The 26,234-nt window shown below is 40.5% G+C and carries 21 protein-coding genes; 9 read left to right on the top strand and 12 right to left on the bottom strand.

The annotated features are described in order from the left end of the window. Nucleotides 1-56 precede the first annotated feature (56 nt). Together I6F54_RS05535 and I6F54_RS05530 are read left to right on the top strand one after the other, a co-directional pair. Complete coding sequence (locus I6F54_RS05535; RefSeq protein WP_165741976.1) at nt 57-371, top strand: DUF962 domain-containing protein; 315 nt, start codon at nt 57-59, stop codon at nt 369-371. 505 nt (nt 372-876) lie between these two features. Then, on the top strand, nt 877-3,459 hold the full coding sequence (locus I6F54_RS05530) for a TonB-dependent receptor plug domain-containing protein (protein WP_197140164.1): 2,583 nt from the start codon (nt 877-879) through the stop codon (nt 3,457-3,459). A gap of 81 nt (nt 3,460-3,540) precedes the next feature. Here I6F54_RS05530 and I6F54_RS05525 read toward each other — a convergent pair whose 3' ends face one another. The 3 genes from I6F54_RS05525 to I6F54_RS05515 all read right to left on the bottom strand — a co-directional run bounded on the left by I6F54_RS05525 (nt 3,541) and on the right by I6F54_RS05515 (nt 6,835). Continuing rightward, nucleotides 3,541-4,542: a branched-chain amino acid aminotransferase gene (locus I6F54_RS05525; protein WP_272941825.1), complete on the bottom strand. Its 1,002-nt coding sequence runs from the start codon at nt 4,540-4,542 to the stop codon at nt 3,541-3,543. Nucleotides 4,543-4,742: 200 nt separating this feature from the next. Then, entirely contained in the window at nt 4,743-5,795 is a 1,053-nt protein-coding gene (locus tag I6F54_RS05520; protein WP_197140162.1) for a fatty acid desaturase family protein, read from the bottom strand. Beyond that, nucleotides 5,792-6,835, bottom strand: a complete 1,044-nt coding sequence (locus I6F54_RS05515; RefSeq protein WP_197140342.1) for a flavin reductase family protein — start codon at nt 6,833-6,835, stop codon at nt 5,792-5,794. Before I6F54_RS05515 ends, I6F54_RS05520 begins: the two co-directional genes overlap by 4 nt. 274 nt (nt 6,836-7,109) lie before the next feature. Here I6F54_RS05515 and I6F54_RS05510 point away from each other — a divergent pair, with 274 nt between their 5' ends. The 3 genes from I6F54_RS05510 to I6F54_RS05500 all read left to right on the top strand — a co-directional run bounded on the left by I6F54_RS05510 (nt 7,110) and on the right by I6F54_RS05500 (nt 9,679). Beyond that, complete coding sequence (locus tag I6F54_RS05510; protein ID WP_197140160.1) at nt 7,110-8,285, top strand: PQQ-dependent sugar dehydrogenase; 1,176 nt, start codon at nt 7,110-7,112, stop codon at nt 8,283-8,285. A 137-nt stretch (nt 8,286-8,422) separates the two neighbouring features. Continuing rightward, nucleotides 8,423-8,602 (top strand): DUF6435 family protein, encoded by a 180-nt coding sequence (locus tag I6F54_RS05505; RefSeq protein WP_197140158.1) that lies wholly within the window; start codon nt 8,423-8,425, stop codon nt 8,600-8,602. A 459-nt stretch (nt 8,603-9,061) separates the two neighbouring features. Beyond that, entirely contained in the window at nt 9,062-9,679 is a 618-nt protein-coding gene (locus I6F54_RS05500; RefSeq protein ID WP_197140156.1) for a hypothetical protein, read from the top strand. A 34-nt stretch (nt 9,680-9,713) separates the two neighbouring features. On the opposite strand, the gene I6F54_RS05495 is transcribed toward I6F54_RS05500, so the two are convergent. The 8 genes from I6F54_RS05495 to I6F54_RS05460 all read right to left on the bottom strand — a co-directional run bounded on the left by I6F54_RS05495 (nt 9,714) and on the right by I6F54_RS05460 (nt 15,125). Then, nucleotides 9,714-10,169, bottom strand: coding sequence for a GNAT family N-acetyltransferase (locus I6F54_RS05495; protein ID WP_197140154.1), 456 nt, complete (start codon nt 10,167-10,169; stop codon nt 9,714-9,716). 60 nt (nt 10,170-10,229) lie between these two features. Further along, nucleotides 10,230-10,823 carry a DUF2238 domain-containing protein gene (locus tag I6F54_RS05490; RefSeq protein WP_197140152.1) on the bottom strand — a complete coding sequence of 198 codons (594 nt, stop codon included), beginning with the start codon at nt 10,821-10,823 and terminating at the stop codon, nt 10,230-10,232. A gap of 61 nt (nt 10,824-10,884) precedes the next feature. Further along, a complete protein-coding gene (locus tag I6F54_RS05485) occupies nt 10,885-11,676 on the bottom strand; it encodes an SDR family oxidoreductase (protein WP_197140150.1) in 792 nt (263 codons plus the stop codon). 59 nt (nt 11,677-11,735) lie between these two features. Continuing rightward, the gene (locus I6F54_RS05480; protein WP_197140148.1) at nt 11,736-12,239 is read right to left on the bottom strand and encodes an Mpo1 family 2-hydroxy fatty acid dioxygenase; all 504 of its coding nucleotides are present in this window, start codon (nt 12,237-12,239) and stop codon (nt 11,736-11,738) included. An 84-nt stretch (nt 12,240-12,323) separates the two neighbouring features. Then, nucleotides 12,324-12,731, bottom strand: a complete 408-nt coding sequence (locus tag I6F54_RS05475; protein WP_197140146.1) for a hypothetical protein — start codon at nt 12,729-12,731, stop codon at nt 12,324-12,326. A gap of 71 nt (nt 12,732-12,802) precedes the next feature. Then, complete coding sequence (locus I6F54_RS05470) at nt 12,803-13,477, bottom strand: Crp/Fnr family transcriptional regulator (RefSeq protein ID WP_010553509.1); 675 nt, start codon at nt 13,475-13,477, stop codon at nt 12,803-12,805. 3 nt (nt 13,478-13,480) lie between these two features. Next, nucleotides 13,481-14,152 (bottom strand): hypothetical protein, encoded by a 672-nt coding sequence (locus I6F54_RS05465; RefSeq protein WP_007583329.1) that lies wholly within the window; start codon nt 14,150-14,152, stop codon nt 13,481-13,483. A 64-nt stretch (nt 14,153-14,216) separates the two neighbouring features. After that, complete coding sequence (locus I6F54_RS05460) at nt 14,217-15,125, bottom strand: MBL fold metallo-hydrolase (protein ID WP_197140144.1); 909 nt, start codon at nt 15,123-15,125, stop codon at nt 14,217-14,219. Nucleotides 15,126-15,608: 483 nt separating this feature from the next. On the opposite strand from I6F54_RS05460, the gene I6F54_RS05455 reads away from it, so the two are divergent. The 3 genes from I6F54_RS05455 (at nt 15,609) to I6F54_RS05445 (ending at nt 21,708) form a co-directional block, all read left to right on the top strand. Continuing rightward, a complete protein-coding gene (locus tag I6F54_RS05455; protein ID WP_197140142.1) occupies nt 15,609-18,575 on the top strand; it encodes a TonB-dependent receptor in 2,967 nt (988 codons plus the stop codon). Between the two features lie 102 nt (nt 18,576-18,677). After that, nucleotides 18,678-20,228, top strand: a complete 1,551-nt coding sequence (locus I6F54_RS05450; protein WP_197140140.1) for a tryptophan halogenase family protein — start codon at nt 18,678-18,680, stop codon at nt 20,226-20,228. Next, nucleotides 20,221-21,708, top strand: a complete 1,488-nt coding sequence (locus tag I6F54_RS05445) for a tryptophan halogenase family protein (protein WP_197140138.1) — start codon at nt 20,221-20,223, stop codon at nt 21,706-21,708. The genes I6F54_RS05450 and I6F54_RS05445 overlap by 8 nt, the downstream gene beginning before the upstream one ends. A 374-nt stretch (nt 21,709-22,082) precedes the next feature. Here I6F54_RS05445 and I6F54_RS05440 read toward each other — a convergent pair whose 3' ends face one another. Next, the gene (locus tag I6F54_RS05440; protein WP_197140136.1) at nt 22,083-24,659 is read right to left on the bottom strand and encodes a glycoside hydrolase family 3 protein; all 2,577 of its coding nucleotides are present in this window, start codon (nt 24,657-24,659) and stop codon (nt 22,083-22,085) included. A 238-nt stretch (nt 24,660-24,897) separates the two neighbouring features. Between I6F54_RS05440 and I6F54_RS05435 the strand changes: the two genes are divergently transcribed. Further along, on the top strand, nt 24,898-26,226 hold the full coding sequence (locus tag I6F54_RS05435) for a GH1 family beta-glucosidase (RefSeq protein WP_165741113.1): 1,329 nt from the start codon (nt 24,898-24,900) through the stop codon (nt 26,224-26,226). The last annotated feature ends 8 nt before the right edge of the window (nt 26,227-26,234 follow it).

Here is a 26,234-nt window from a genome sequence, read left to right as displayed (position 1 = left end):
CTTACGCTTTAATAGCACAACCCTCATTAAAATAAAAAACAATAAAAGAGCACACTATGCAAAGTACAAACCCCACGTTTAAAAGCTTTAAAGCCTTCTACCCTTATTATTTAAAAGAACATCGCAATGTGATTTGCCGCCGCTTACATTTTATAGGAAGCACCCTTGTTCTTGCTGTAATCGCAATGGCATTAATAAAACAACAATACAGTCTATTGTGGCTATTACCTGTTATTGGATATGGGTTTGCGTGGGTCGGGCATTTCTTTTTTGAAAAAAACCGCCCAGCTACTTTTAAACACCCTTTTTACAGTTTGTGGGGAGATTGGGTAATGTTTAAAGATATGCTTGTTGGAAAAATTAAATTTTAACACTATTTTTAGCACTCTTTTTTATACTAATTACTTATAAAAACAAAATTGTTTCATGTTTTAAAGTATAGGTTCTAATAAATAGGACATAAAATATAAAACGCCCATCAAATGTTAATTTAATTAACATTTGATGAGTGGCTTTATCTTTTTCTTTTTTAGTAATACTTGTAACTTAATACCCACCTAGTCACAGCCCAATAGAAACGCCTTCATACTCGTAATTAGTTAAAACCATCAATCTCATCTTACCAGTTAATTAAACGTTAAATTTAACTTTTGAATATAATTCATTACCCATCAATTACTTAGCAGTCACCTTCGCTATATAACTAAAACAATGGTCATTATAAAAAACAATCAAATGTAATTATAAAAACACCTAAATTAATTGAATGTTATTCAATTGACTGACTTTGTTAATTAAGTATATGTTCTAGGTAACAAAAAATTTAATTTTTTTGTACAAAACTAAAATAATTCAATGGGTATGGGGAAATACAGCATGAATAGAAAACCGTTATTTAAATTACAGCAATCGGTACCACAAATATTACTCGCAATGAGCGCGTCTGCTGCACTACTTGGTTCGCTCTGCGTAAATGCTGCAGAGCAAGACACTAAAGCAGAAGAAAACATCGAACAAATAAGCGTAATTGGCTCTCGCCGATTAGGCCGTACAGTAGAAGACAGCGCAGTACCCATCGATATAATTGGTGCAGATGCACTTAAAAACTCAGGCTTTACTGAAACGAATGCCCTGCTTAGCAGTTTATTACCCAGCTTTAACTTCCCACAAGCATCACTTACTGATGGCAGCGACCATGTACGTCCCGCTCAGCTTCGTGGCTTAGCACCCGATCACACCTTAGTGCTTGTTAATGGTAAGCGCCGCCACAGCAACGCATTACTTAACTTAAATGGCTCAACGGGTCGTGGTTCATCATCGGTTGACTTAAATGCGATACCTGCAAATGCTATTGCCCGTATTGAAGTATTACGCGATGGTGCAGCAGCGCAATATGGCTCTGACGCTATAGCTGGTGTTATTAATATTGTACTTAAAAGTGCCAGCAGCGGTGGTTCAGTTGCGGCTATATATGGTGCTAACGTAACCGAAATGGACGGTGTACCACAGCTAAAATCAGTATCTGAAGGCAGTGATGGTAATTTAGCATTTACCGAAGGGGGCGATCGCTCTTTAACCGATGGTCAAACATTAACGCTGCAAGGTAATATGGGTTTTGAGCTTGGCGATAATGGCTTTTTAAACATCTCAACAGAATACCGCGACCGCCATTCAACTAACCGCTCAGACTACGACCAACGTGAAAACTACGCACGCATAGATGACGGATCAGTAGATGGCGCGCTTGACCCACGTGAACTTACCGTAAATCGATATAACCATAACTTTGGTAATGGCGATGTTGAAGATTTTTCAATGTTTTATAACGCAGGTTACCAGTTAACAAACGAAGTCGACTTATATTCGTTTGGCTCTTACAGCAAACGTGAAGGCGAAGGCGGCGGGTTTTATCGCCGTGCAAGCGATAGCCGTAATATAGAAGAAGTATACCCTGATGGCTTTTTACCTGTTATTACCTCAGATATAGATGACTTTTCACTGGCACTTGGCGCTAAAGGTTTTGTAAGTGAATGGAATTACGATGTATCGGCCGTATATGGTCAAGATGCATTTGAGTTTGGTGTTATAAATAGCTTAAATACCTCATATGGCCCTACTAGCCAAACAAGCTTTGATGCAGGAACACTTACCTACGATCAACTTACTTTAAACGTTGATTTTAGCCGCGAGGTAGACGTCAGCTTTTTAGAAAGCTCTGTAAACGTAGCTGTAGGTGCTGAGTATCGCCGCGAAGGATACCAAATAGATGCAGGCGAAGAAGCATCATATGCACAAGGTACATTTGGCCCAGGAGGCGCAGTAACCGACCCAATTGATGGCCCATTTGGCGCAGCGGGCGCACAAGTATTCCCGGGGTTTACACCCGAATCTGAGGGCGACAATAGCCGCCACAACGTGAGCTTGTATATAGACCTTGAAACCTACCTAACCGACGATTGGAATTTAGCGGTTGCCGCCCGTTATGAAGATTACTCGGACTTTGGCGATACACTTAACGGTAAAATTGCAACTCGTTATTCATTAACTGAAGACCTAGCACTACGCGCCTCAGTATCTACTGGTTTTAGAGCACCTTCTTTGCAGCAGCAATACTTTACCTCAGTAGCCACTGTATTTGTTGATGGCGAACCAACCGAAACTGGTACGTTCGCACCAAGCAGCGATGTAGCAAAAGCACTGGGCTCACCAGGTCTTGATGCTGAAGAAGCAACAAACTACGGCGTTGGTTTTACATGGTCTACCGACTTTAATTTCAGCTTATCGGTTGATTACTACCAAATATTAATTGATGACCGCATTGTGCTATCAAACAACTTATCGGGCGCTGCTATTGAGCAACTTCTTGAAGGTACAGGCGCTAACCAAGGTCGTTTCTTCTTAAACGCAATTGACAGTAAAACCCGTGGTGTTGATGTTGTAGCTTCTTATAATGTAGCAACCGATGGTTACGGCGATGTTGCCTTTAACTTAGGTTATAACTACGGTAAAAATGAAGTTACCGATATAATTGACCCACCAGCTGAGCTACAAGGCGCAGGGTTCGATCAAGACAACTTGTTTTCAGGCACTGAGTTGCGTCGTTTTGAAGTAAGCACACCACGTAATAAGTACAACTTAAGCGCAACATGGACTAACGACGATATACGTACCACGCTTAGAACTACGCGTTACGGTGAAACTCAAGATCCATCATCAACGGCTGAACTAAATGAAGTGCTAAAACCAAAATGGATCACCGACTTAGATGTAGCCTACTCGCTTAGCGAAACCGTATCGCTGAGCTTAGGGGCTAATAACATTTTTGATGTTTACCCAGATGCAACCCGTGAAAATGTTGACGATGTAACCACCTTCTCACGTTTATTTGCTTACTCTAGCTTCTCGCCGTATGGATTTAACGGACGCTACGTGTACGGTAAAATAGAAATGAAGTTCTAATAAGCACAGCTTAAAGTAACCAAACACACAAAAGCCACCGATTAGGTGGCTTTTTAATGCGAGTTGCTATTAAATCTATAATTAGATTTTAGTTAACCAGCCGTGCTTGTCTTCACTTTTACCCCATTGAATATCGTTCAATGCTTGGCGAAGGCGCGCAGTCGTTGGGCCTGGCTCGCCAGTACCTACTTTGTATTCTTTATCGTTATGAATAAATGTACCCACAGCAGTTAGTACAGCTGCAGTGCCCGAAAGCGCCGCTTCAGTACCTGGTTTAGCAGCACGCTCTAGTAGCTCAGTAACGCTAAAGTTACGCTCGCTTACCGTCATACCTAAATCTTTGGCTATGGTTAAAATACTATTACGCGTTACACCATGTAAAAACGTGCTATCGAGCGCTTTAGTAATAATTTCGTTGCCATCAATAAGTATAAAGTTAGCAGCACCGGTTTCTTGTACGTCGCCACCTGGGCAAAATAAAATTTGATCTGCTTGGTACTTTATACGTGCAGCACTAATAGGTGCTAGTGCACTGGCGTAGTTACCACCACTTTTTACCATACCCATGTGCGGAGCGCAGCGCATACCATCTTCTTCAAGCAATACACGCAGTGCAGTTGCACCACCGGCAAAGTAATCACCTACTGGCGATAGTAACGTGTATAAAAGCGAGCTCATTGATGGCGCAGCTGCTTTACCAATTGCCGCCTCAGTACCAATGTGCGTTGGGCGAATATACATGGAGCCCGGCGGTAATGGCGTTTCATCTGCGTATTCGCGCATAATATCGATAATCATCGTTTTTAGCATATCACTGTCAAAACTCGGTAAGCTTAATAGCGCTGAGCTTTGTTGCATGCGTGCAATATTTGCATCCATTCTAAAAAGATAAACAGAACCATCTTCATGGCGAAAGGCTTTTAAGCCTTCAAAACATGTACTTGAATAATGAAGAACGTGCGCACCAGCATGAAGTTCAAGTTTATCGGAAGGGACAATTGAGCTCTCGCTCCATTTATTATCAGAAAAACGAGCTTGAATCATCTGCGGCATAAACACGGTACCAAATGCGGCCATTTTAATCTCTCTTGTGTGGTCTATTTTCCTCCATTGTATGACAATCACACGCTATTTAACCATAGCTAAAGTAAGGCTTTTTTAATTAACTATGAGAAATTTTTGCAAGTGCTGTTTACTAATCAACCGTATTGAGTGCAATAAACAAAAAAATCGGTCAGTGTAGTTACACAGACCGATTTTTTCATTCGTTAATTAAAACATGTTTATTTAAACGAATATTTAATAATACGTTTTAACACCGACGTATACTGTCTAAAAAAACCACCTGTATGATAATCAATACCGTGTTTTTTCAAAACAGCTTGTACTTGAGGCGCTACTTCTTGATAGCGCGAAGACGGCATATCAGGAAATAAATGATGCTCTATTTGACAGCTCAAATGCCCTGTTAAAACATGAAACCAATGCGGCCCTTTAATATTAGACGAACCCAGTACTTGGCGGTAATACCACTGCCCTTGGGTTTCGTTTACGCAGTCTTCTTGTTTAAAAGTTTGCGTTTCTTCAGTAAAGTGACCACAAAATATTATGGTCGATGTCCATAAATTACGGATTAAGTTGGCTACTAAATTACCGGCCAATACCCATAAAAATAAAGGCCCTGCAAGTAACGGAAATATCGCATAATCTTTAATTAACTGGCGAGCGCCTTTACTAAAAAAGCGCTGCTTTAATGTAGAGTGCGATACAAGCCCTTCGCGGTTTTCTTTCTTTTTACCAATAAAAACACGCTCTGCAGCCAACTCGTGATACGACACGCCCCACTGAAATAACACACTTAAATTAATATACGTAAAAAACTGCCATACATTTTTAAAACGCCACTTAAAATCATCGCTTAAACGCAACAAGCCATAACCAAAGTCTCTGTCTTTACCAATAATATTAGTATACGTATGGTGTTCAAAGTTATGAACGCGATGCCAACTTTGCCCATCGCACGCTATGTCCCACTCATAATGTTGTGAGTTGAGTTGCTTGTCGTTCATCCAATCGTATTGACCATGCATTACATTGTGGCCAATTTCCATATTGTCTAAAATTTTAGCAAGCGCTAATAGCAGCACGCCTGCAACCCACAATAGTGGCTGAATAAAACCGAGCATTAGCAAAATTCGCCCGCTCCATTCACACACTCGCTGTTTGCGCACAACAGAGCGAATATAGTCGGCATCTTGTTGGCCTACTTTGCCAAGGGTGTCCATTTTAATGGCATCTAACTCGCTTGCGAGCATGTCATAGTCAATGTTTTTCATAATTGTAACTCCAAATCACTAACAGGTTGGCTTACGCAAAGTTGTATTAACTGCTCGCCGTTGTCACTCAATTCACCTGTTTTTAAATTACGTACCACGCCTGACTTTTTAATACATTGGCATTGATGACAAATACCAATGCCGCAACCGCGTTTAACCGGCAATTGTTTTGCTTCAAACTGAGGTAGTAAAACATCGTTGCCCGATACAACATGGGCACTGGCGTTAATTTTTACATTAAATTGGCTGTCGTCGTTTAAGCTAGGCAGCGCCAAACCAAAGGCTTCTTGGTAGTAATTTAGCTTATGCGTTTTAGCAAAATCGCTCACCGTTTGCATAAATTGCGCAGGGCCGCAGCAGTAAATGTCTGGGTTTTCCCACGGCTTAATATTGCTGGTTATATCGCTTGCTTGCTCGCGCGTTAATAATAAAAACGAAAAATGCTCAAAACGCGCCGCAAACTCACTTAGCTCATCAACACATTGATGCTCAGTGGCTTTTGCGTAATACACCAACGACACTTTTTGCGTAGTTTGGCTTAAGTAATCATCAAGCATAGCTAGCATAGGTGTTATACCTGAGCCGCCGGCAAAAAAAGTGGCTGGCGTGTGTGTGTTTTTAAATACAAAGTCGCCGCTTGGCGCAGAAATATTGCACCACAACCCCGCTTTTAATGCGCTACTAAGTAAGCCTGTAAAGCGCCCTTGCGCATTTGTTTTGATTAGTAAGCGCACCAAACCTGTATTTTTAAATTGCTGAGCGCTTGAGGCCACGGTAAAAACGCGTGTTAATAATCGCCCATTAATTTCAAGCGTTAAACTTATATGCTGCCCTGACGTATGCGCCTGCCAATGTTTGCTTGGCTTAAGTTGCACACTTAAAAAACCGCCATCAAGCACAGCCGTATTAACTACTTGCGCTCTAAACTGCCCTGCACGCCACGCAGGTTTAAACACCTGCATTATTGGCTCTATGTAGCCTGCAAAACTTTGATGGTGTAAAAACCATTTTGAAAATTGGTTTAATACTTTAATTATCATCACTATTAATCTCTTGGATCGTAAAATACTTAACGTTTGAACTTACACGTGTACGCTCAAACTTCAGCGCACAAGTGTACGCTGAAATTTTTAGTTTTCAACCCCAATAGAGTAATTATTCAATTTTTTATTAGCGCTAATTACTAAAACAATTTCCTGTTAAAAGATCATCGTATAAAATATAAGTGTGTGTTTTTCATTCAACTCAACACTTAACAAATTTATTTATGCCATGTTAAGGTTATGTAAGATTGGATTAATTTTGGAAGCCATAATGATAAATTTAATGTCACATAACACACTCCCTAAACTAATAAGTGCAGGCTTAGCCGTTGCTGTATTTGCTATTAACGCACCCGCGCATGCAAAAAGCGATTTCGTAAAAAACTATAAACAGCTCGATACTTTATCGCTTAGCGTTAACGCAGTAACAGCGGCAGAAGGTGTGGTTATACCTTGGGCTATTGAGCCTTTAGCTAATGGTGACTTGCTAATATCTGAGCGCAGTGGAACGTTATTTTTATTACCTAAAAATACAACTACGTTAGCTAAGGTTTCAGGGCTGCCCAACATTGAAGCTAATGGCCAAGGTGGATTGCTTGATTTAGCACTACACACCGATAGTAAGCAAAACCAATGGCTGTACTTTAGTTACTCAAGTAGTGAAGGCAAAGGAAGCGGAAGTAACACCGCCTTAATGCGCGCCAAGCTAAGTGACGATCACACGCAGTTGTCTGATCAGCAATTGCTATACAAAGGCGAGCATAATAGTACCAAAGGCCAGCACTACGGCAGCCGTATTGTGTTTGATGATGAAGGTTATGTTTATTTTTCAATTGGCGATCGCGGCGCGCGCGACATAAACCCGCAAGATCTCACGCGGGACGGCGGTAAAATTTATCGCTTACACGATGATGGCCGTACCCCAAGCGACAATCCGTTTGTTAAACAAAAAGATGCAAAACATGCGGCATGGTCTTATGGGCACCGTAATCCACAAGGCATGTGGTTTGATAATCAAAACAATATTTTATGGTCTCACGAACACGGGCCACGCGGCGGCGATGAACTTAATATTATAAAAAAAGGCGCTAACTACGGATGGCCTTTAGTAAGCTATGGCGTTAACTACAGCGGTACCAAGTTTACAGACCTTAAAGAGAAAGACGGCATGCAATCGCCCGTATTACATTGGACCCCTTCAATTGCCCCTTCCGATATGTTGTATGTAACGAGTGATAAATACCCAAAGCTTAAAGGTAAGCTATTACTAGCATCAATGAAATTTGCATTCATTAGCGCACTGGAGCTCTCAAAAGGTAAGGTTGTTAAGCAACATAAAATACTCGATGGAATAGGCAGAGTACGCAGCTTAGCCCAAGGCAGTGATGGTTTTATTTATTTAGGTATTGATGGACAAGGTATTAAACGCCTAGAACCGCAAACGTAACCCCCTTAAACATCAAAGTATAATGAATACAGCGTTTGTCTTATTTAATAAGGTAAACGCCTTGCCACTAAAAGAACCAGTTATCCCTTTGTAGCGTATATTAGTACTATAACTGCTATTAATTTAAGAGAGTCACCATGTTTTCGATATTTAAATCAGATCCAACAAAAAAATTACGCAAAGAGTACGACGCAAAGTTAGAGCAAGGTATGCAAGCACAGCGTAAAGGCGATATTAAAAGTTACGCCATGTTAAGCGCAGAAGCCGAAAATATCTGGAGTGAAATAGAAGTTCTTGAGGCTAAAAAAGCCAAGTAAATTCGTATTAAACGTGTCTGTCCTGTTTTAAAAATAGGAAGATGCGTTTAGTAAATAATTAGTGACCTCGCTTTACAGCTTCCACCATCCCTAAACCACCTTTTTTAATATGCTTACACAACAAGTGTACTTATAAGCAGTTACCTGCGTTATCGCTGGCGTTTTTAGCGGCAGCTCAATGTTTCAAAAAATATAGAATTATAGTTACATCCATCTTAAATTTAGCCAAAATAAAGCCACTGAAACACCCGTAACTCCTTCCAAAACAAGAATAAAACCCACACTAAACACTTTTTAATATTCTGTGTAAAAATACAGTAATCGATTGAACCAAAATAGGAACTCAGCTATGGTTTATTTATCAATAAAAACAAATAAAAAACGAGTTAATCTACAGGCTCGTTAGCTAGCAATGTATATTGTTACATTGTGACTATTACTAATTCAAGGAAGTAAATTTTGGAATCAACAAAAAAAGAAATTGAAAAAGTTGAAGTTAACCTTCGGCTTCAGTTTATTCATAAACCACTCAACCAAAAATGGTTCAGAGGTAAATACCCTTTTTTGATTCAAAATGAACCTTTTAAATATGGATTAAGAGTTAAAAATATAGGAAGTACAGCATTTTCTGGCGCTAGTATTTCTAAATTTAGAATGATGCATCAACCAACACGGCTAGGCCAAGATGCGCAGAACCACCCTAAAATTAAGCCACTTAACCCAGAAGAAGAATACGAGTTTTACTTTGATAGGTATACTTTATGGCACGAGGGCTCTATAGAGACAAGTTGCTCATTGATTCCCGACAGTGAAAAAGAAACAATAATGACCTATCAGCATCATCGAGATCATGATGTTGATGAAAAATACAAAGAAAATGAATGGTGGCATGACTATTATTGCCAAAGCCAGCAACAACTACTCCAAACTAGAACTAACAATTTAATCCTTGGGTTAACTGTAATTACTGTCGTAGAAGCTATTTTTGGTTTGAGTAATGTATTAAAAACTGGGGCTGGGATACTTGCTTGGACATTTAATTATATTTATCAAATGTTCGCGTGGCTTGCTAGCTAGCTAGCACTTCAGACGGTACATGCTCTTCCCTCTCTTAATAGACCTCACTATTATTTTTACCATACACATTCTCAGGATTTATTTGCATTAGCATTGCGGGGTTATCTATTGGTTTAAACCCGTATTGTGCATAAAGACCATGTGCATCAGAAGTCGCTAATAAAAAGCGCCTGAGCCCTTGTAGTTCAGGGTGCTCTACTATCGTTTTAATGAGTAACTTACTCAGCCCATTACCTTGCAAGTGCGGGGTAATAAATACATCGGCTAAATAGGCAAAGGTTGCTTTATCTGTCACTACTCGGGCAAAGCCAACTTGTTCGTTATGAGCGCTGTAAACACCAAAGCACATTGAGTTATCAATAGCTGATTGCATCACGCTTTTAGGAATGCCTTTGGCCCAATAGCTATTAGCAATAAAGTTATAAATAACGTTAAAGTTAAGTTTGCTTTTGTCTGTGCTAATTGAGTAATCACTAGTGTTTGCGGTCATAAGTTAATAGTCTTTTTTACCAATGTTTTTATAAACATTTCTATAGAACGTTCCTATAGCCTATAGATAATCTTTAACGTTTTTTAGCTGTTTGTCGTGTACTTTTGAAAGTACTAACAGTGAGCAAATAGCCCCAAATAACGCCAGTCCCATATCTGATTGGGTATCCCACACGTAACCTTGCGTGCCTAAAAATGCTTCTGCGTTTTCGCCGCTTAACACTGCAACCCACCACTCTATTAATTCGTAAAAGGCGCTAAATGCCAAACATACCGAAATAACAAAGGTGATTAACCAGCCTCGACCATTTACTACTTTTTTGCGCAGTAAAATTTCGCGTGCTAGTAGTGCAGGTACAAACCCTTGAAAAAAGTGCCCTACTTTGTCGTAGTTATTACGCTCGCTACCAAATAGGTTATCGAACAATGGGACCTCGGCGTAGGTGTAATGCCCGCCAATCATCAGCACAATACAATGCGCTAAAATAAAGGTGTATAAAATAGGGGTAAGTTTAAAGTGGCTATAAGTGCTTGCTAGCAGCACTAAACCAATAATTGCGGGAATAACTTCAAGCAGCCATGTAAATTGATCTTTTGGGTTGATACCAGACCAAATTAATACAATAAAAAACAGGCTCACCCATAAATACTTCATTTAGAATCCTTGTCTAAATTGATCAAATTTACGGCATTTTACGCCTTTGAAATAAACGACGCTACCTATAGTTTGTTTTTGCGGTAATGCGATTAAACAAAGTAGGAAAAAAGCGCTTAATTGTAGGCGCCCAACCACTTAAACCTTTGCCAATAATCACTTCGTCTTTTTTATTACTAATGGCGTTAATCATTTTTTTAGCAGCTACGCTTACATCCATGCCATTTTCTATCGACTCTTCTGGTTTATTTTGCGCTATGCCTTGCTCGTTTAGTGAGTTATGCGCAATGGCTGTTTTAATAGAGCCTGGGCAAATTGTTAAGCAATGAATGTTATGTTGTGCTACTTCTGCACGTAGGCAATCCATAAAACCAACAACCGCATATTTAGAACCCGAATAACCCGTTCTAAATTTTGAACCTACTTTACCCGCCACACTACTAATAGACACAATTGAGCCACTGCGCCTTGCCACCATAGTAGGCAATACAGCTTTAGTAAGTGCAATTAAGCCAAAGTAATTAACCTCCATTAATTGGCGATACACGTTAAAGTCGTTTTCTAAAAATAAACTGCGCTGCGATACGCCGCCGTTATTAATTAAAATATCAATTGCAGGAAGCTCGTTCATTTTTGCTGTTACTGTACTCAGTACATGCTCTGGCTCGGCTAAGTCCAGCGGCACAACTAAGTGCCCTTCGCCTTTAAGCGTTGCTTTTAAATCGTTTAGTTTATCTACATTGCGCGCCGATAAAATAACGCGCGCTCCAAGCTCGGCAAATTGTATAGCAAGCTCTTTACCAATACCTGATGATGCGCCGGTGATCCACACGGTTTTATTATTATATTGCATGCGTTATCTGCCCTTTTATTGTTATTTATTAGGTTTATAAAGGTACTTAGTAAAGTATTTTACGCCTTTGTAGGGCCTGCTATTGCGTTTACTTCATCTTCTAATTTTTTGTAAAAGCCCATTAAAAATAGTAGCTCAACAGTTACGTACAAAGGGCCAATAATTAAGCCAATGAGGTCATCTACAAACGCTGGTTTTTTACCTTCGTAATAGTGCCCAATAAACTGCAGTACCCAGCCAAATACAAACACACCTACGCCAATACTCAACCAAGGCCAAAATGCCATTGCCGCAATAGGCTGAGCACCAACAAGGAGTAAAGTGAATATCACGGCCATAATAAAGCCAAGCGAAAAGCTCAGCATAAAATAATAAACAACCGACGCTAATACAAAAAGTTGTGCGCCATCAATTACAAAGCTACCAAGGGGTATTTGAATACGCGCAAGTAAACACAACGCTGCAAATACAATGAGCGGAATACCAAAAAAGTGCGTTAGTACATTGCGCTTAGAACGATGATATAAACCATATTTACCAAGTTGCTGTTGAAGTGTTTTCATTGTTTTGCCTTTCTTTTTATATATAAAACTTACTTTAGCAAAAGTAAGCACAGCAACAATGTCAGGTATCCGACATTTTGTAAATTAAACAAATGCAGAAATTATTTTACCCGGCTCATGCTCACCTTTCATATCCGTTCGCTCGCGCCCTTTTTGATACTCTTGCTCAAGCATTTTTTGAAGTTCCTCTATTTTATCAGCAATTGCGCTAGGGTCTGCGCCCTCACTTTGCTGTTCTTTAATGAGCTCTTCTATTGTCGCTTTCAGCTCGTCTATTTTGTTTTTGTTTACACCTAAGCGCTGATAAACCAGCGCTTCTTGAGCACTTTCTAAAAACGTTAGTTCTTTAGGGGCTGAGGTAATGCCTTTAGTATCACTTGTTTTTACGTTAGGGAGGGTATTAGTTGCCGCAACTTCGCTTGGACCTGCCGCTTTATTTACTGTAGGAGAGTTATAATTACTATATTGATTTTTAAAGGTTATTGTAGTCATTAGCTCAAATCCATTGTTGCGTTACATTATCTGTAGCAATTTTGGTTCCAACTAAATAAAGCGGTCTCTATTTAAGCTTGTGTAGCACGCGCTTGTAGCTTTTGTTTATCTAAAACAGTTATGCGTTGATACCCCAAACTAATGGCTTGTAGGCTAACAAGCTGTTGCAGTATTTGATTAATAGTTTGGCGCGTTAGGTAGGTCATATCAGCAAGTTGCTGCTGAGATAAAACAAGTGGTGTTAAGTGCTCTGTATGCTCGCTGAGCATTAAAAGTCGATTGCATACTTTTTGCTCAGCGCTTAGTAATGCGTGATCTTCCATTGAGGTAAACATTAGGCGTAACTTTTGTGCCAACAATAAACCAAACTCTTGCCAATATTGTGGCTGTTCGTTTAATAGCTGTTCAAGCTCGCGTTGGGGAACGTAAAAAAGCACAACATCAGTTTGTGCATATACGTCATGAGTACGCAGGCCACCATCAAACAAGGTAACTTCGCCAAACCACAATGATGAATCAATAAAGCTCAATACGGCTTCTTTGCCTTCGTTACTTACGCCACTAATACGCACTACGCCGCTAAGCACTGCATAAATTCCATCGTGCTTATCACCTCGCAAAAATAATGATTGCTGAGCTTTTAGCGAGAGCGTTTTGCCCTGCGTTAATAAAAAGCTTTTTAAATAAGCGCTACGGTTTTTAAACCAATGCCCTTGCTCTATAACGTTTTGCTGCTGTGGAGTCATTATTTACTGCATTTGCTTATTAAATGGCTGTTTTTCGATAACCAATTTTTTAGGGAAATTTAAATCGGTTGCTATAACAAAATCATCGTAAGGATCATTACCCGAAAACAGCTCAGTTATTAATGTATCGTTTTTATAAACATTAACGGTTACACCGCTGCCCATACCGCCTGAGTTAATAATATAATAATGATATTCGCCGTTACTAAAAAATAAAATACTCTCGCCAATACGCCCTACTTGCCTGTAGTAACTACCAAATGGAGCATCCGGTGTTGCTTCTTTTTCAAGCCCTATGTCATTAACTCTACCAAATCGATAACTAAGCGATGAGTCATCTTTTGCAACACAAATAGAAAGCACTTTATCGGTAGGTTCTAACTTGTAGGCTGTACTTTCATCTGGGTTACGCACAACTTTATGCATTTTTGCGTTAATGTAGGCTGCTTCATTACTTTTACAATGTGTTGCAAGCATACCGACCACTAAAGCGGGTTCGTTTGTTTGAGCTGCTGGAGGTGTGTTTACTTTGAGATCAGAGGGTAAGTTACTTGCATTACTATTTAGCTGAGGGCTATCTTGCATTGCCATGCTTTGGTCGTCACAACCAAACAGTGCAAACAAGAAGAAAGAATAAAAGCTCGCTAAAAATTTAATGCGCATAATAAAATCCATCTATGAGAGAGCCTTTAAAATAGCGATAAAACTAGCGACCCGCAACACTCTTATGCGCAATACTTTATAAGTTTATTTTTAAACCATCTTCTGCAAAAACTACGTTACTTTTTAGTGATTTAATTAACGATTTTTTAAACAATTGCTGATTTTTTAATGACCGATTCATAAAATGAGATAGAACCGCCGTTTTAGGTGCAGCCTCAATTAGTACCTTAGTGATTTGACTTGGGGTAATGTGTAAATTTTTAGCCCCGTCTGATGCGTTTTCATCAATTGCGTTGTGCATAACCACTACATCGGCATTTTTAGCAAAGTCAGTAAATGTGCCGAACTTGTCGGTCATGTCGCCTGCAAACACAAGTTCGCATCCTGCTATACTCACTTTCCACGCTAAAGCAGGAATAGGTCCATGGTTAACTGTCATTGCATTAACAGCCAAATCACTTTGTAGTGATTGTTTAAATTCATTTTGTTTTTTTGGTGCAACAGAACGAATATCTAATTTGTAGTTTTCATTACCTTCTACGTAATCACTTAAGTATCTAAATGCGCCCTGCTTACCTAGTAACGCTTGTGCATATTCATTAGTAGAAGCCATTACACGGTTGCCCTGGGGGCCAAATATCGCAAGTGTTTTATCGCGTGATGTAAAGTAACTGCCTTTTATAAAACTAGGTAAATCGCCAGCATGATCAGTGTGTAAATGGCTTAATAAAATGGCATCAACATCACTAAATTTTGCACCTGCTTTATCAAACCCAATACTGGCACCAGAGCCTACGTCAACTAACACTCTGGCTTTATTTTCGTGCCAAATAAGGTAACTTGTTGATGCGCGACCATCGTTAAGCTCAGGGCCGCCCGAGCCTAAAATTTGCAAACTTACATCACTACATTGCTGCGCGCCAATACTACTAAACGACGCCATAATTAAAGCGGTTGCAGCTAACCCTTGTTTTACATTGCTCATAATTATTAATACCTATAAATAGTGTTTTAAGTTGAGTCTATGGCTGAGTGTAATAAGTAATTTAAGTTTTGTCCTAGTTGAGTGACCAACGGCCTACTTATTAATTTTAGCCCTTACTAAAAGCTGATTTAAACACCTTATTAAAGTGTTTAAATAACTAAATGAATCAATAACCGGTTTTCTTATAATAAAATATTGTTACACAACTATTTAAAACGGTTTTTTATAACCACCTGTAATTTATAATTTAAATAAAATTAAATCTAAAAAACATACATTTTAAAAACAATTTAGTCTCATTTTATTAAAACAATAGTTGACCCTATTTAAAATTTAAACTAGCATTTCTGGAAGCGCTTCCACAAAGCTCAGTTAAATGAATTTTTCTGGAAGCGCTTCCATACATTTGACAATGTTTATAATTACACAATAACAGCCCCATACAGCTGTTAATAATAATGATAAAAGTGCGAGGGAAACCGAATGTCCAACCATATTGTAAGAAAAACAAAGATAGCGACCAGCCTATCTCTGATTTTAGGCGCATCAATCTCTTTACCTGTATATGCACAAGAAGCAAATACAGATGTTGAAGTAATTCAAGTTACTGGTTTTAAAAGCAGTATTAAAGAGTCAACTCGATTAAAACGCGACGCCGCAGGTGTTGTAGATGCTATATCAGCTGAAGATATTGGTAAATTCCCCGATACCAACTTAGCCGAGTCGCTACAGCGTATTACGGGTGTGTCGATTGATCGTTCAAATGGTGAAGGCTCTAAAGTAACGGTTCGTGGTTTTGGTCCCGACTACAATATGGTAACCCTAAACGGTCGAACTATGCCGGCAGCTTCATTGCCTTCAGGCGGTGGTACACCAAGCTCTCGTGCTTTTGACTTTGCAAACTTAGCGTCTGATAGCGTTAAGTCGGTTGAAGTATATAAAACAGGTAAAGCAAGTATTGCATCTGGTGGTATTGGCGCAACAATTAATATAAATACCGCTCGCCCGCTCGACAATCCAGGCTTTGTTTCAAGCATTGGCGTAAAAGCATTACACGACTCAACAAACCGCGTTGGTGATGACATAACACCTGAGCTTTCGGGCTTAATTAGCTGGACCGACAGTGAAGCTAAATTTGGTGCCTCGTTAACTGCAAGCATGCAACAGCGCGATAGCTCATCAACAGGTGCGTTTGTAAATCAATGGAATACATCTGCTTTTGACGGCACAATCCCACAAGCAGCAGACGATATTGTTTTAACTAATGCACCCGCTGTTGGCCAGCTTTATTCAATGCCATCAGATTTGCGCTACACCATTGCCGACAGAGAACGTACTCGTACAAACGCACAATTAACGCTGCAGTACAGCCCTATTGACGATTTAACAGCCACGCTTGATTACACATATTCTAAGCAAGATTTATTCGAAGCCCGTGCTGAGCAATCAATATGGATGGATAACTACAAAAGCGCGCTAACATTTGACGATAACACAGTAAAAACCCCTATTTACTACCGAGAAGAACGTCGCGATCAGCAAACACGCGATTTAGGTTTAGCGTTTCAAGAGCTAAACCAAGTTAACCAAAACGACTCTATTGGTTTAAACGTTAAGTACTATTTCAACTCAGAATTGAGCTTTATGTTTGATGCACACAATTCAAAAGCCACTAGCAAACCAGATGCACCTTACGGCAGCTGGGTAAACGCAGGCTTGGGCGCAAACGTAGTTAACGCACAAGAAGTTGATTTTAGCCGCGAACTGCCATCAATGAGTATCGATTTTGATGATTGCCGCCGAGACAACTTAAATTGTAATAACACGTTAGATGCCTCTGATGTGGGTACGTCTATTTTAGATTCTAACTTTGCTCGCCAAGAGTCTGAAATCACAGAATTTAGAATCCATGGTAAATACGAAATTGAAAACGGCGCAATTGACTTTGGTATAGAGTCTCGCTCTATGGAAAGCCATTCACTGCAATCACTTACACGTAATACAATGGGTAACTGGGGTATAGAAAACCCAGGCGAACTACCTGATGGCTACCTAAACCCAACAAACTTTTTAGCTGAGTTTGACGACTACGATACATCGGGCTCGTTCAACCAAGGTTATACCGGCAGCGCATCGCAAATTGGTTACTGGGCAGGTGAAGAGTACGGCTTTAACTTTGCAGCCGATGGCGCATTTGCAACTAACCGCACCATTGAAGAAGATATAACCGCAGCGTTTGTGCAATTTACTTACAACGGCTACATTGGCGATATGCCATACAACATTGTTATTGGCGCACGCCAAGAGTCTACCGACATTACCTCAACGGCTAATATCGACTTACCTAACGCAGTAGCATGGGAAGGTAATAACGACTTTAACGTTCGTTTTGGCTCAGCTAAAGAAGATTTCACGCTTAAATCTAGCTACGATCACTTTTTACCAAGCTTTGACTTTGACATAGAAGTAATCGAAAACGTAAAAGCGCGTTTTTCTTATAGCACAACAATTGCTCGCCCAACTTACGACAACTTAAGTTCAGCAGCGACGGTTGGTGTACCAGGCGCCCCTACTCTTTTAGCGGGTTCATCACCGGCTACAGCGTCAACGGGTAACCCGGGTTTAGTGCCGCTTGAATCAGATAATATTGATGTATCGGCTGAGTGGTACTTTGCAGAAACAAGTTATGTGTCGGTAGGTTATTACACTAAAGACATCGAAAACTTTATTGGTTTAACACCCATGACGCAAAACTACTACGGATTACGCGATGCAACAGCGGGCCCTCGCGCTCAAGCTGCCATTGCTGAGCTAGAATCTCGCGGACTTGCAGTAACCGATTCAAACTTATTTCAAATGGTTGCCGCAACAGAAAACAACGTTGATTTTGACTCTATGACCTACGAAGAGTTTGAAGCCGCCTACGATGTAATTGCTAACAGCGATGACCCATTACTAGAATTTACAGCGCAAGTACCTACCAACAATAAAAATGCCACCATTGATGGTTTTGAAGTTGCCTTTCAGCACTTTTTTGGTGAAAGCGGTTTTGGTGTTCAAGCAAACTACACCACAGTTAATGGCGACATAGACTTTGATGTAAACGCTGACCCTACTACAACACAATTTGCACTAGTGGGTTTAAGCGATACAGCTAACTTTATAGCAATGTACGAAAACGATGATTTTCAAGCACGTATTGCTTACAACTGGCGTGATAAGTTTTTAAATAGCGCAGCTCGATACGTAAATGAGCCAGGCTTTACTGAAGAATATTATCAAATCGACTTTAATGTTGCGTACAACTACAGCGAGCAACTCTCGTTTTTTGTTGAAGGCCTTAATATTACTGAACAAAACAGCCGCGAACATGGCCGTACGTCAGTTCAATTGTGGAACCTACAACAGCTAGGCGCACGTTACAATATTGGTATGCGTTACAACTTCTAAAGGTAATACAAAGTAAAGCCGTTAGTTTTTACTAGCGGCTTTTTTGTATTTAAAACAATATTAATGCTAGTTTAAATGTTATCAACTTTAGGGTGTTAACTCATGATCAAACCAATAACAAAAATAGTCGTTTTAGGTGGAGGTACTGCCGGCTGGCTAAGCGCAGGCTTATTAGCCGCCGAACACCCGCACCTGAATGTAACGTTAGTTGAGTCGGCAAACGTGCCTATATTGGGTGTGGGCGAAGGCACGTGGCCGTCAATGCGCAACACCCTACAGCGCATTGGCATTAAAGAAAGTGATTTTATAACCCAGTGCGACGCGTCATTTAAGCAAGGTTCTAAATTTATAAATTGGCGAAACCTCAGCGAGGGAGAAAACTACTACCACCCTTTTATGAATCCACAAGGCTACGAGCACACTAATTTACACGCCAGTTGGCAACGTATTGCACCTAACCAAAAATTTGCCGACGTTGTTAATATGCAAAGCTTTGTATGCCAAGCAGCACTAGCACCAAAGCAATTACAAACACCTGAATATGCAGCAGTTACCAACTATGGCTATCATTTAGATGCGGGTAAATTTGCTGAGTTTTTAAAAAATCACTGCGTTAAAAACCTAAATGTTTCGCATATTATCGACGATGTAACCGAGGTTATTAACGACGAGCATGGCTATATTGCCTCATTAAAAACAAATAATAATGGCGATATAACGGGTGATTTATTTATAGATTGCTCAGGCTCTCGCGCTCGTTTAATTGGTGAGCATTTTAATAGTGAGTTTATAGCGCAAGATCATATTTTATTTAATAACAGCGCTGTTGCGGCGCAAATACCTAATGCACACGCCGATCAGCCAGTTGCCTCTGCTACGTTATCTACAGCGCAAAGTAACGGTTGGATTTGGGATATAGCCCTGCCAACGCGCCGTGGTACAGGTTATGTATTTAGTAGTAAATATCAAAGCGATGAAAGCGCAACAAATACTCTAAAAAGCTACATAGCTAAAAGTACCAGTGAGCAACAAGCTGAGCAACTTAACTACCGCGTATTAAAATTCAGCCCTGGTTACAGGCAAAAATTTTGGATTAAAAACTGTGTTGCCGTAGGTATGTCAGCTGGCTTTTTAGAGCCTCTTGAAGCGTCAGCACTTGCCATGGTTGAGCTTTCAATTAGCATGATAAGCGAGCAACTCCCGCAAAACCGCACCCACATGAGCCAGCTTGAAACGCGTTTTAATGAGCGTTTTAGCACTCGTTGGCAGCGCGTTATTGAGTTTTTAAAACTTCATTATGTGCTAAGCGAGCGCGACGACACTCCTTATTGGCAAGATATTAGTAATTTAAATACCGCGCCCGAGCGCCTGCAAAACTTACTTAAACTTTGGCAATTTCAGCCCCCTAACCGCTTTGATTTTATTGAAAACGAAGAAGTGTTTTCATCAAGCAGTTATCAATACGTTTTATATGGCATGGGCTTTAATACACAAACAGTATCTGCACAAAATACATTTAACGACCCACGTGCTGGGGATTACTATTATCAGCAAAATCGCGAAAAAATAGCGCAGTGCTTAAATGGACTGCCAAGTAATCGCACGCTTTTAAATCACCTTTTATCAAATAATGGGCAGCCACATAATGACTAAAACAAACGCTGTTAAAAACGTAGTAATTGCTGGAGGCGGCACCGCTGGTTGGATGGCCGCAGCGGCACTTGCCAAACTAATTGGCAACAATATAAACATAACCCTTGTTGAATCTGACGATATTGGCACCGTGGGCGTTGGCGAGGCAACAATTCCGCCAATTCGTACATTTCATAAATTGCTGGGTATAAACGAGCAAGCATTTATGAAAGCCACTCAAGCAAGCTTTAAACTCGGTATTAGCTTTGAAAACTGGGGCGATGAAAACACCCATTATATTCACTCATTTGGCGCAACGGGCAAAGAATGCTGGGCGGGTGAATTTCACCACTTTTGGCTGCAAGGTAAAACTTTAGGAATAAACAATCCATTTGGCGATTACTGCTACGAACTGCAAGCGGCTAAAGGCGGTAAATTTGCGTTTAATCAGCAAAATCCCATTAACTATGCCTACCATATGGATGCCACACGTTACGCGCAGTTTTTACGTGAATTTTCAGAGCCATTAGGTGTAAAACGCATTGAAGGTAAAATACAAAAAGTAGTAAAAAACACTAAAACGGGCCATATAGAATCGCTTACTTTAAATAATGGCGAGCACATTAACGGCGACTTTTTTATTGATTGCACCGGCTTTAGAGGCTTATTAATAGAGCAAGCATTGCATACTGGCTACGAAGACTGGTCGCATTTACTACCGTGTAACAGCGCCATTGCCGTGCAAACAAAATCAACCAGCGAGACCGTATTGCCACTTACCCGCTCTATTGCCCACAAAAGCGGCTGGCAATGGCGTATACCGCTGCAAAACCGTGTCGGCAACGGATTAGTTTATTGCAGCCAATATATGGATGACGAACAAGCCAAAGCGCTACTATTAAATAACATTGAGGGCGAGCCACTTACAGAGCCGCGTATTATTAAATTTAAAACAGGGCGTCGCTTAAAAGGCTGGAACAAAAACTGCCTAGCGCTTGGCCTTGCCAGCGGATTTGTTGAACCACTTGAGTCCACCAGCATTCACTTAATTATGTCGGGTATTATTCGCTTTATGCGTTTATTTCCGTTTAATGGCATTACTAATCACGCCATTGACGAATACAACAAACAACTTAAAAGCGAAATTGAAAATATTCGCGACTTTATTGTGCTGCACTACAAAGTAACTAATCGCGATGACAGCGAGTTTTGGCAACACTGTAGTGCGATGGAGGTGCCAAAAACCCTTCAACATAAAATTGATTTGTTTAAGCAAACCGGTCGTGTATTTTTAGACGATGGCGACATTTTTAGAGTCGACTCGTGGGTGCAAGTTATGCTTGGCCAAGGTATTGAGCCTAATCAACATCACTTAATAGCCAGCATGATGAGCGATGAAGAACTCACCCGTTTTTTACACGGTATTAAGCAACAAATAGAGCAACGCGTAAGCCAATTACCGCCTCACCATGAGTTTTTAAAGCAGTATTGCCCAGCATAAAAAAAGCCCTTACTAGGGCGTATTGTTCTTTGGTGGTTAAATTTGCAGCAGCATATTTGGTTTTTAGGCAAGGCAGAGCCTATGTAGTGTGGTTATTCCCCATAAATAGGCGATAACGTAGCATAAATGCCAAACATGCGCTGCCCGTAGGGTTCTGCCTAGGGGCAATTTACTCTTTGTTGCTTACATGGATGTAGGTAAGGGGCGTGAGCAGGACGCGGAAGCTTTGCTCGGTTTTTACTTAGCCCACTAGGTTACAAACCTCGCGCCGCGATTAAATGGCCCCTAGATTGAACAAATTTCAATCCACAAAGATCAACACGCCCTTAGGGCTTTGAGACAACACACAATAAACTCAACTTATAAGCACTCTACTACTCACACTTTATTTTTGCTGTTTTAGCGCTTTGTGGCTCAAAGCTAATATCTGCAACTGAAACGTTAAGCTCTCCTGCCGTTTTAATAATAAAAGGGCTGGTTACTCTGGCAAAATCAACGCCCTTTTTAGCAAAACACGTTAAATCTATACTCATGGTTTGCCATGTATTTAAATCAGCATTTTTAAGCTCATTGGTAATATCAAGCTCGCCACCACAACCTTGTTCGCATTTCATTGCAAGGTATGTCTGTGAGCTAGGTATTTGGTTTACTTTATAGCTAAAGCTAAGGGCCGAATTTGCTTCAATGTAGGCCACTTTGTCTTCGGTAAAATTACTATTAATTTCGATGTAGCTGGCTGCAGTGCCATCAAAATTAAATTGCATCGCATCTTCTTGAATCGCTTTGTCTTCAGTGCGATAAGTAATGCCGCCAAGTTTTACACTGTTACTTGCTACTTGGTGCTGCTCGCTGGTTGAATTTAAAAACAAACGCCACGGTGTTTTAAAGCTGCCATTAAATATAGATAGCGGCGCAAGGTTACTAATATCAACACCTGAGTCTTCATTTAGATTATTGGCAAGCGTACTTTCATCTTTATACGTTAAGCCAAAGCCATAGGGTAATAATGGTGAGTAATCAGCATCGCCCTTATTTACTGCGGTTTGTAGTGGCGATTTAGGCCACGAGAAAGACAACTTACCTTTAAAGTCGTATTGTACCTGCCCACTTGCATCCGCTAATAAAACATCTGCAATGCCTTGTCCTTCAGTGCCAGGAAGCCATGCTGCTACAAATGCATCTGACGCGTTTAGCTCGCTGTTAACCCACATTGGTCTGCCCGATATAAACACCGATACCACCGCAATACCTTGCTGCTTTAATGTTTTTAATATTTTAAGAGAACGTTTATTGTTACGTTCAAACTCAAGGTTGTCTTTATCGCCATGTCCCTCTGCGTATGGTTCTTCGCCAAATACAACAATGGCTACATCGGGTTTGGTATCAAACGTGCCACTTGGGCTTAAAATAGCGTTACCGCCAGCAGCCTCTATTTGCGTTTTTAACCCCGCATAAATAGACGTTGCTCCAGGAAAATCTGCATTTTGATTATTAGTTCCCTGCCACGTAATACTCCAACCACCCGATTGCTTGCCAATGTTATCAGCCGCATCGCCTGCAATCAGGATGTTGCTTGATGGGTTAAGCGGTAATAAATGGTTGTTGTTTTTAAGCAGTACTAGCGACTCTTGTACCGCTTGGCGGGCAATATCGCGATGTGCTGGCGCACCTATTAGTTCTAATTTACCTGAATATTTTCGATTTGCGGGGCTTGGTTTATCAAATAAACCCGCACGTAATTTAACGCGTAAAATACGTGCCACGGCGTCATCTATTCGCGCCATTGTTATTGTGCCCGCTTTTACTTGTTTAATTGTATTTTCATAAAGTGGCTTCCAAGCATCCGTTGGTACCATAAAAATATCAAGCCCCGCATTAACAGCCTGCGGGCAACTTTCATTTGTACAGCCTGCAACTTGTCCGTGTCCGTTCCAATCTCCTACAACAAAGCCATCAAAACCCATTTTTGTTTTTAACACATCAGTAAGTAGGTATTTATTGCCGTGATTTTTTTTACCATTCCAGCTATTAAACGATGCCATAACCGACTGGCTACCCGCTGTTAGGCCGCCAATATAACCTTGCGCATGAATGTTATATAACGTCTCTTCGCTATCAATGTTGTCACCCTGATCGTCACCATCTACCGTGCCGCCATCGCCTAAAAAGTGCTTAACAGTACTAATTACGCGTTTGTCACTTAAAAAGTCTTCATCGGCTCTGCCTTGTAGTCCGTTTACAATTGCGGCTGAATATTCACGTACAATTGCAGGGTCTTCTGAGTAGCCTTCGTACGTTCGGCCCCATCGGTCATCGCGCACAACCGCAACAGTCGGTGCAAATACCCAATCGATCCCTGTTGCCATTACTTCTATTGCAGTAGCTGCTGCAATTCGCTCAATTAATGCGGGGTTATTAGCAGCACCTAAACCAATATTGTGAGGGAATAACGTCGCCCCAATCACATTATTATGGCCATGTACTGCATCGGTGCCCCACATGGTCGGAATTTTACTGCCATCAATTGAGTCATCAACTGATGCCTGATACATGCTTTCAGCAAGCGTTATCCAATCTGCAGGCGTTGCATGCTTATTAGCATTCGGGAACGAGCCACCGCCATTTAAATACGAACCAAAACCATATTTGCGCATGTCTGCAGCGGTTATATCGCGAATCTCAGGTTGGATCATCTGCGCTACTTTTTGCTCAAGCGTCATTGTTTTTAAATACTGTGCAATTGTATTTTCAATTTCAGGCGTTTTCACTACCTTACTTTTAAGCGTTGGCCAAAGTGATAAATCACCTTGCTCATGCTCAGCCTTTTTGGCTACGGCGCCTTGGCTATTATTAGCGTTAACCTCTTGTTTATTACACGCACTTAAAACGCATAACCCCCCTATTAAAATGGGGAGCATGCGTAACCTGTTAGTGTTTAAGCTTTTTTTCATTTTTATAGCCCTGTGTTGTGTCAGTGTGTTTTTGTGAAACGCCTATTTGTTATTTAAATTTAACTATTGACCTGCTTAACAATAGCCACTAATCTAAATATGGAAGCGCTTCCTTAAAGTTATTAAATACCATCCTTAGTGATTAATCAAATTAAATATGGAAGCGCTTCCATCAATGCAATTTATAAACTATAAATAAAAGCAAAATTTACTACAAAGAAGCAGAGGTTTTCTCTTAATGAAACAATTATCTTTACCTAGTGGCTCACCACTTTTAGCCAAAAATTTTACTTATGGTGTAGCTACGGCCTCATTTCAAATTGAAGGCGGCGCAGCTGATCGCTTGCCATGTATTTGGGATACCTTTTGCAGTAAAGAAGGCAAAATAGTCGATAATTCAAATGGCAATGTAGCCTGCGAGCACTACACTCGCTGGAAAGACGATATAAACTTAATTGAGTCATTAGGTGTAGACGCTTACAGACTCTCAATTTCGTGGCCGCGCGTAATGACTAAAAGCGGTCACTTAAATCCGACAGGCGTTAAGTTTTATACCGACATTTTAGATGAATTAAAACGCCGTAACATTAAAGCTTTTGTAACGCTGTACCACTGGGATTTACCACAACACATTGAAGACGAAGGTGGCTGGCTAAACCGTAACACCGCTTACGAATTTGCCCATTACGCAGATTTAATTACCAAAGCATTTGGGGAACGTGTGCACTCTTACGCCACCTTAAACGAACCGTTTTGTAGCTCTTACTTAGGTTACGAAATTGGCGTACATGCGCCTGGCATAGTAGGCCGCGAATTTGGTCGTAAAGCCGCGCACCACTTATTACTAGGTCACGGTTTAGCTATGCAAGTACTTGCTAAAAATAGCCCAAATACGCTAAACGGTATTGTACTTAACTTTACGCCTTGTTACTCCGTTACCCAAAGTGAAGATGATTTAAAAGCCACTGCATTTGCTGATGACTATATTAACCAATGGTACATGCAGCCTGTAATGCAAGGTAAATACCCTGATATTATTAAGCAATTACCAAAAGCTCACCGCCCAGATATTTTAGATGGCGACATGGAAATAATTGCTCAACCGCTGGATTATTTAGGGGTTAACTTTTATACCCGCATGCATTATCAAGCAAGCGAAACCGACTTTTACCATGAGCTGCCACATAAAGCGCCAATGACCGATATAGGCTGGGAAATTTATCCTAAAGCGCTTACAGAATTACTTGTATCGTTAAACGAAAAATACACCCTACCGCCTATTTATATTACCGAAAACGGTGCAGCCATGGCTGACGAATTTAAAGACGGCGAAGTGAGAGATAACGACCGTATTGAATATTACCACGAGCATTTAAATGCCCTACATAACGCAGCTGAGCAAGGCGTAAAAGTAGATGGTTACTTTGCGTGGAGCCTAATGGATAACTTTGAATGGGCTGAAGGATACTTAAAACGTTTTGGAATAGTACACGTAGACTACAACACACAAAAACGAACTGTTAAAGCCAGCGGTAAAGCGTACAGTAACCTAATAACTAGCCGATAATTTATCGG

This window comes from Pseudoalteromonas sp. SWXJZ10B, assembly GCF_015864475.1.
GTDB classification, from domain to species: Bacteria; Pseudomonadota; Gammaproteobacteria; order Enterobacterales; family Alteromonadaceae; genus Pseudoalteromonas; species Pseudoalteromonas arctica.
Note: the sequence above shows the minus strand (reverse complement) of the source record. Positions and strands in the feature narration are given on the sequence as shown.

What these genes read in the sequence shown, in the direction of transcription:
- I6F54_RS05535 (WP_165741976.1), top strand. Translation starts at nt 57, where the DNA reads ATGCAAAGTACAAACCCCACGTTTAAAAGCTTTAAAGCCTTCTACCCT.
- I6F54_RS05530 (WP_197140164.1), top strand. Translation starts at nt 877, where the DNA reads ATGAATAGAAAACCGTTATTTAAATTACAGCAATCGGTACCACAAATA.
- I6F54_RS05520 (WP_197140162.1), bottom strand. Translation starts at nt 5,795, where the DNA reads ATGAAAAACATTGACTATGACATGCTCGCAAGCGAGTTAGATGCCATT.
- I6F54_RS05515 (WP_197140342.1), bottom strand. Translation starts at nt 6,835, where the DNA reads ATGATAATTAAAGTATTAAACCAATTTTCAAAATGGTTTTTACACCAT.
- I6F54_RS05510 (WP_197140160.1), top strand. Translation starts at nt 7,110, where the DNA reads ATGATAAATTTAATGTCACATAACACACTCCCTAAACTAATAAGTGCA.
- I6F54_RS05505 (WP_197140158.1), top strand. Translation starts at nt 8,423, where the DNA reads ATGTTTTCGATATTTAAATCAGATCCAACAAAAAAATTACGCAAAGAG.
- I6F54_RS05495 (WP_197140154.1), bottom strand. Translation starts at nt 10,169, where the DNA reads ATGACCGCAAACACTAGTGATTACTCAATTAGCACAGACAAAAGCAAA.
- I6F54_RS05490 (WP_197140152.1), bottom strand. Translation starts at nt 10,823, where the DNA reads ATGAAGTATTTATGGGTGAGCCTGTTTTTTATTGTATTAATTTGGTCT.
- I6F54_RS05485 (WP_197140150.1), bottom strand. Translation starts at nt 11,676, where the DNA reads ATGCAATATAATAATAAAACCGTGTGGATCACCGGCGCATCATCAGGT.
- I6F54_RS05480 (WP_197140148.1), bottom strand. Translation starts at nt 12,239, where the DNA reads ATGAAAACACTTCAACAGCAACTTGGTAAATATGGTTTATATCATCGT.
- I6F54_RS05475 (WP_197140146.1), bottom strand. Translation starts at nt 12,731, where the DNA reads ATGACTACAATAACCTTTAAAAATCAATATAGTAATTATAACTCTCCT.
- I6F54_RS05470 (WP_010553509.1), bottom strand. Translation starts at nt 13,477, where the DNA reads ATGACTCCACAGCAGCAAAACGTTATAGAGCAAGGGCATTGGTTTAAA.
- I6F54_RS05465 (WP_007583329.1), bottom strand. Translation starts at nt 14,152, where the DNA reads ATGGATTTTATTATGCGCATTAAATTTTTAGCGAGCTTTTATTCTTTC.
- I6F54_RS05460 (WP_197140144.1), bottom strand. Translation starts at nt 15,125, where the DNA reads ATGAGCAATGTAAAACAAGGGTTAGCTGCAACCGCTTTAATTATGGCG.
- I6F54_RS05455 (WP_197140142.1), top strand. Translation starts at nt 15,609, where the DNA reads ATGTCCAACCATATTGTAAGAAAAACAAAGATAGCGACCAGCCTATCT.
- I6F54_RS05450 (WP_197140140.1), top strand. Translation starts at nt 18,678, where the DNA reads ATGATCAAACCAATAACAAAAATAGTCGTTTTAGGTGGAGGTACTGCC.
- I6F54_RS05445 (WP_197140138.1), top strand. Translation starts at nt 20,221, where the DNA reads ATGACTAAAACAAACGCTGTTAAAAACGTAGTAATTGCTGGAGGCGGC.
- I6F54_RS05440 (WP_197140136.1), bottom strand. Translation starts at nt 24,659, where the DNA reads ATGAAAAAAAGCTTAAACACTAACAGGTTACGCATGCTCCCCATTTTA.
- I6F54_RS05435 (WP_165741113.1), top strand. Translation starts at nt 24,898, where the DNA reads ATGAAACAATTATCTTTACCTAGTGGCTCACCACTTTTAGCCAAAAAT.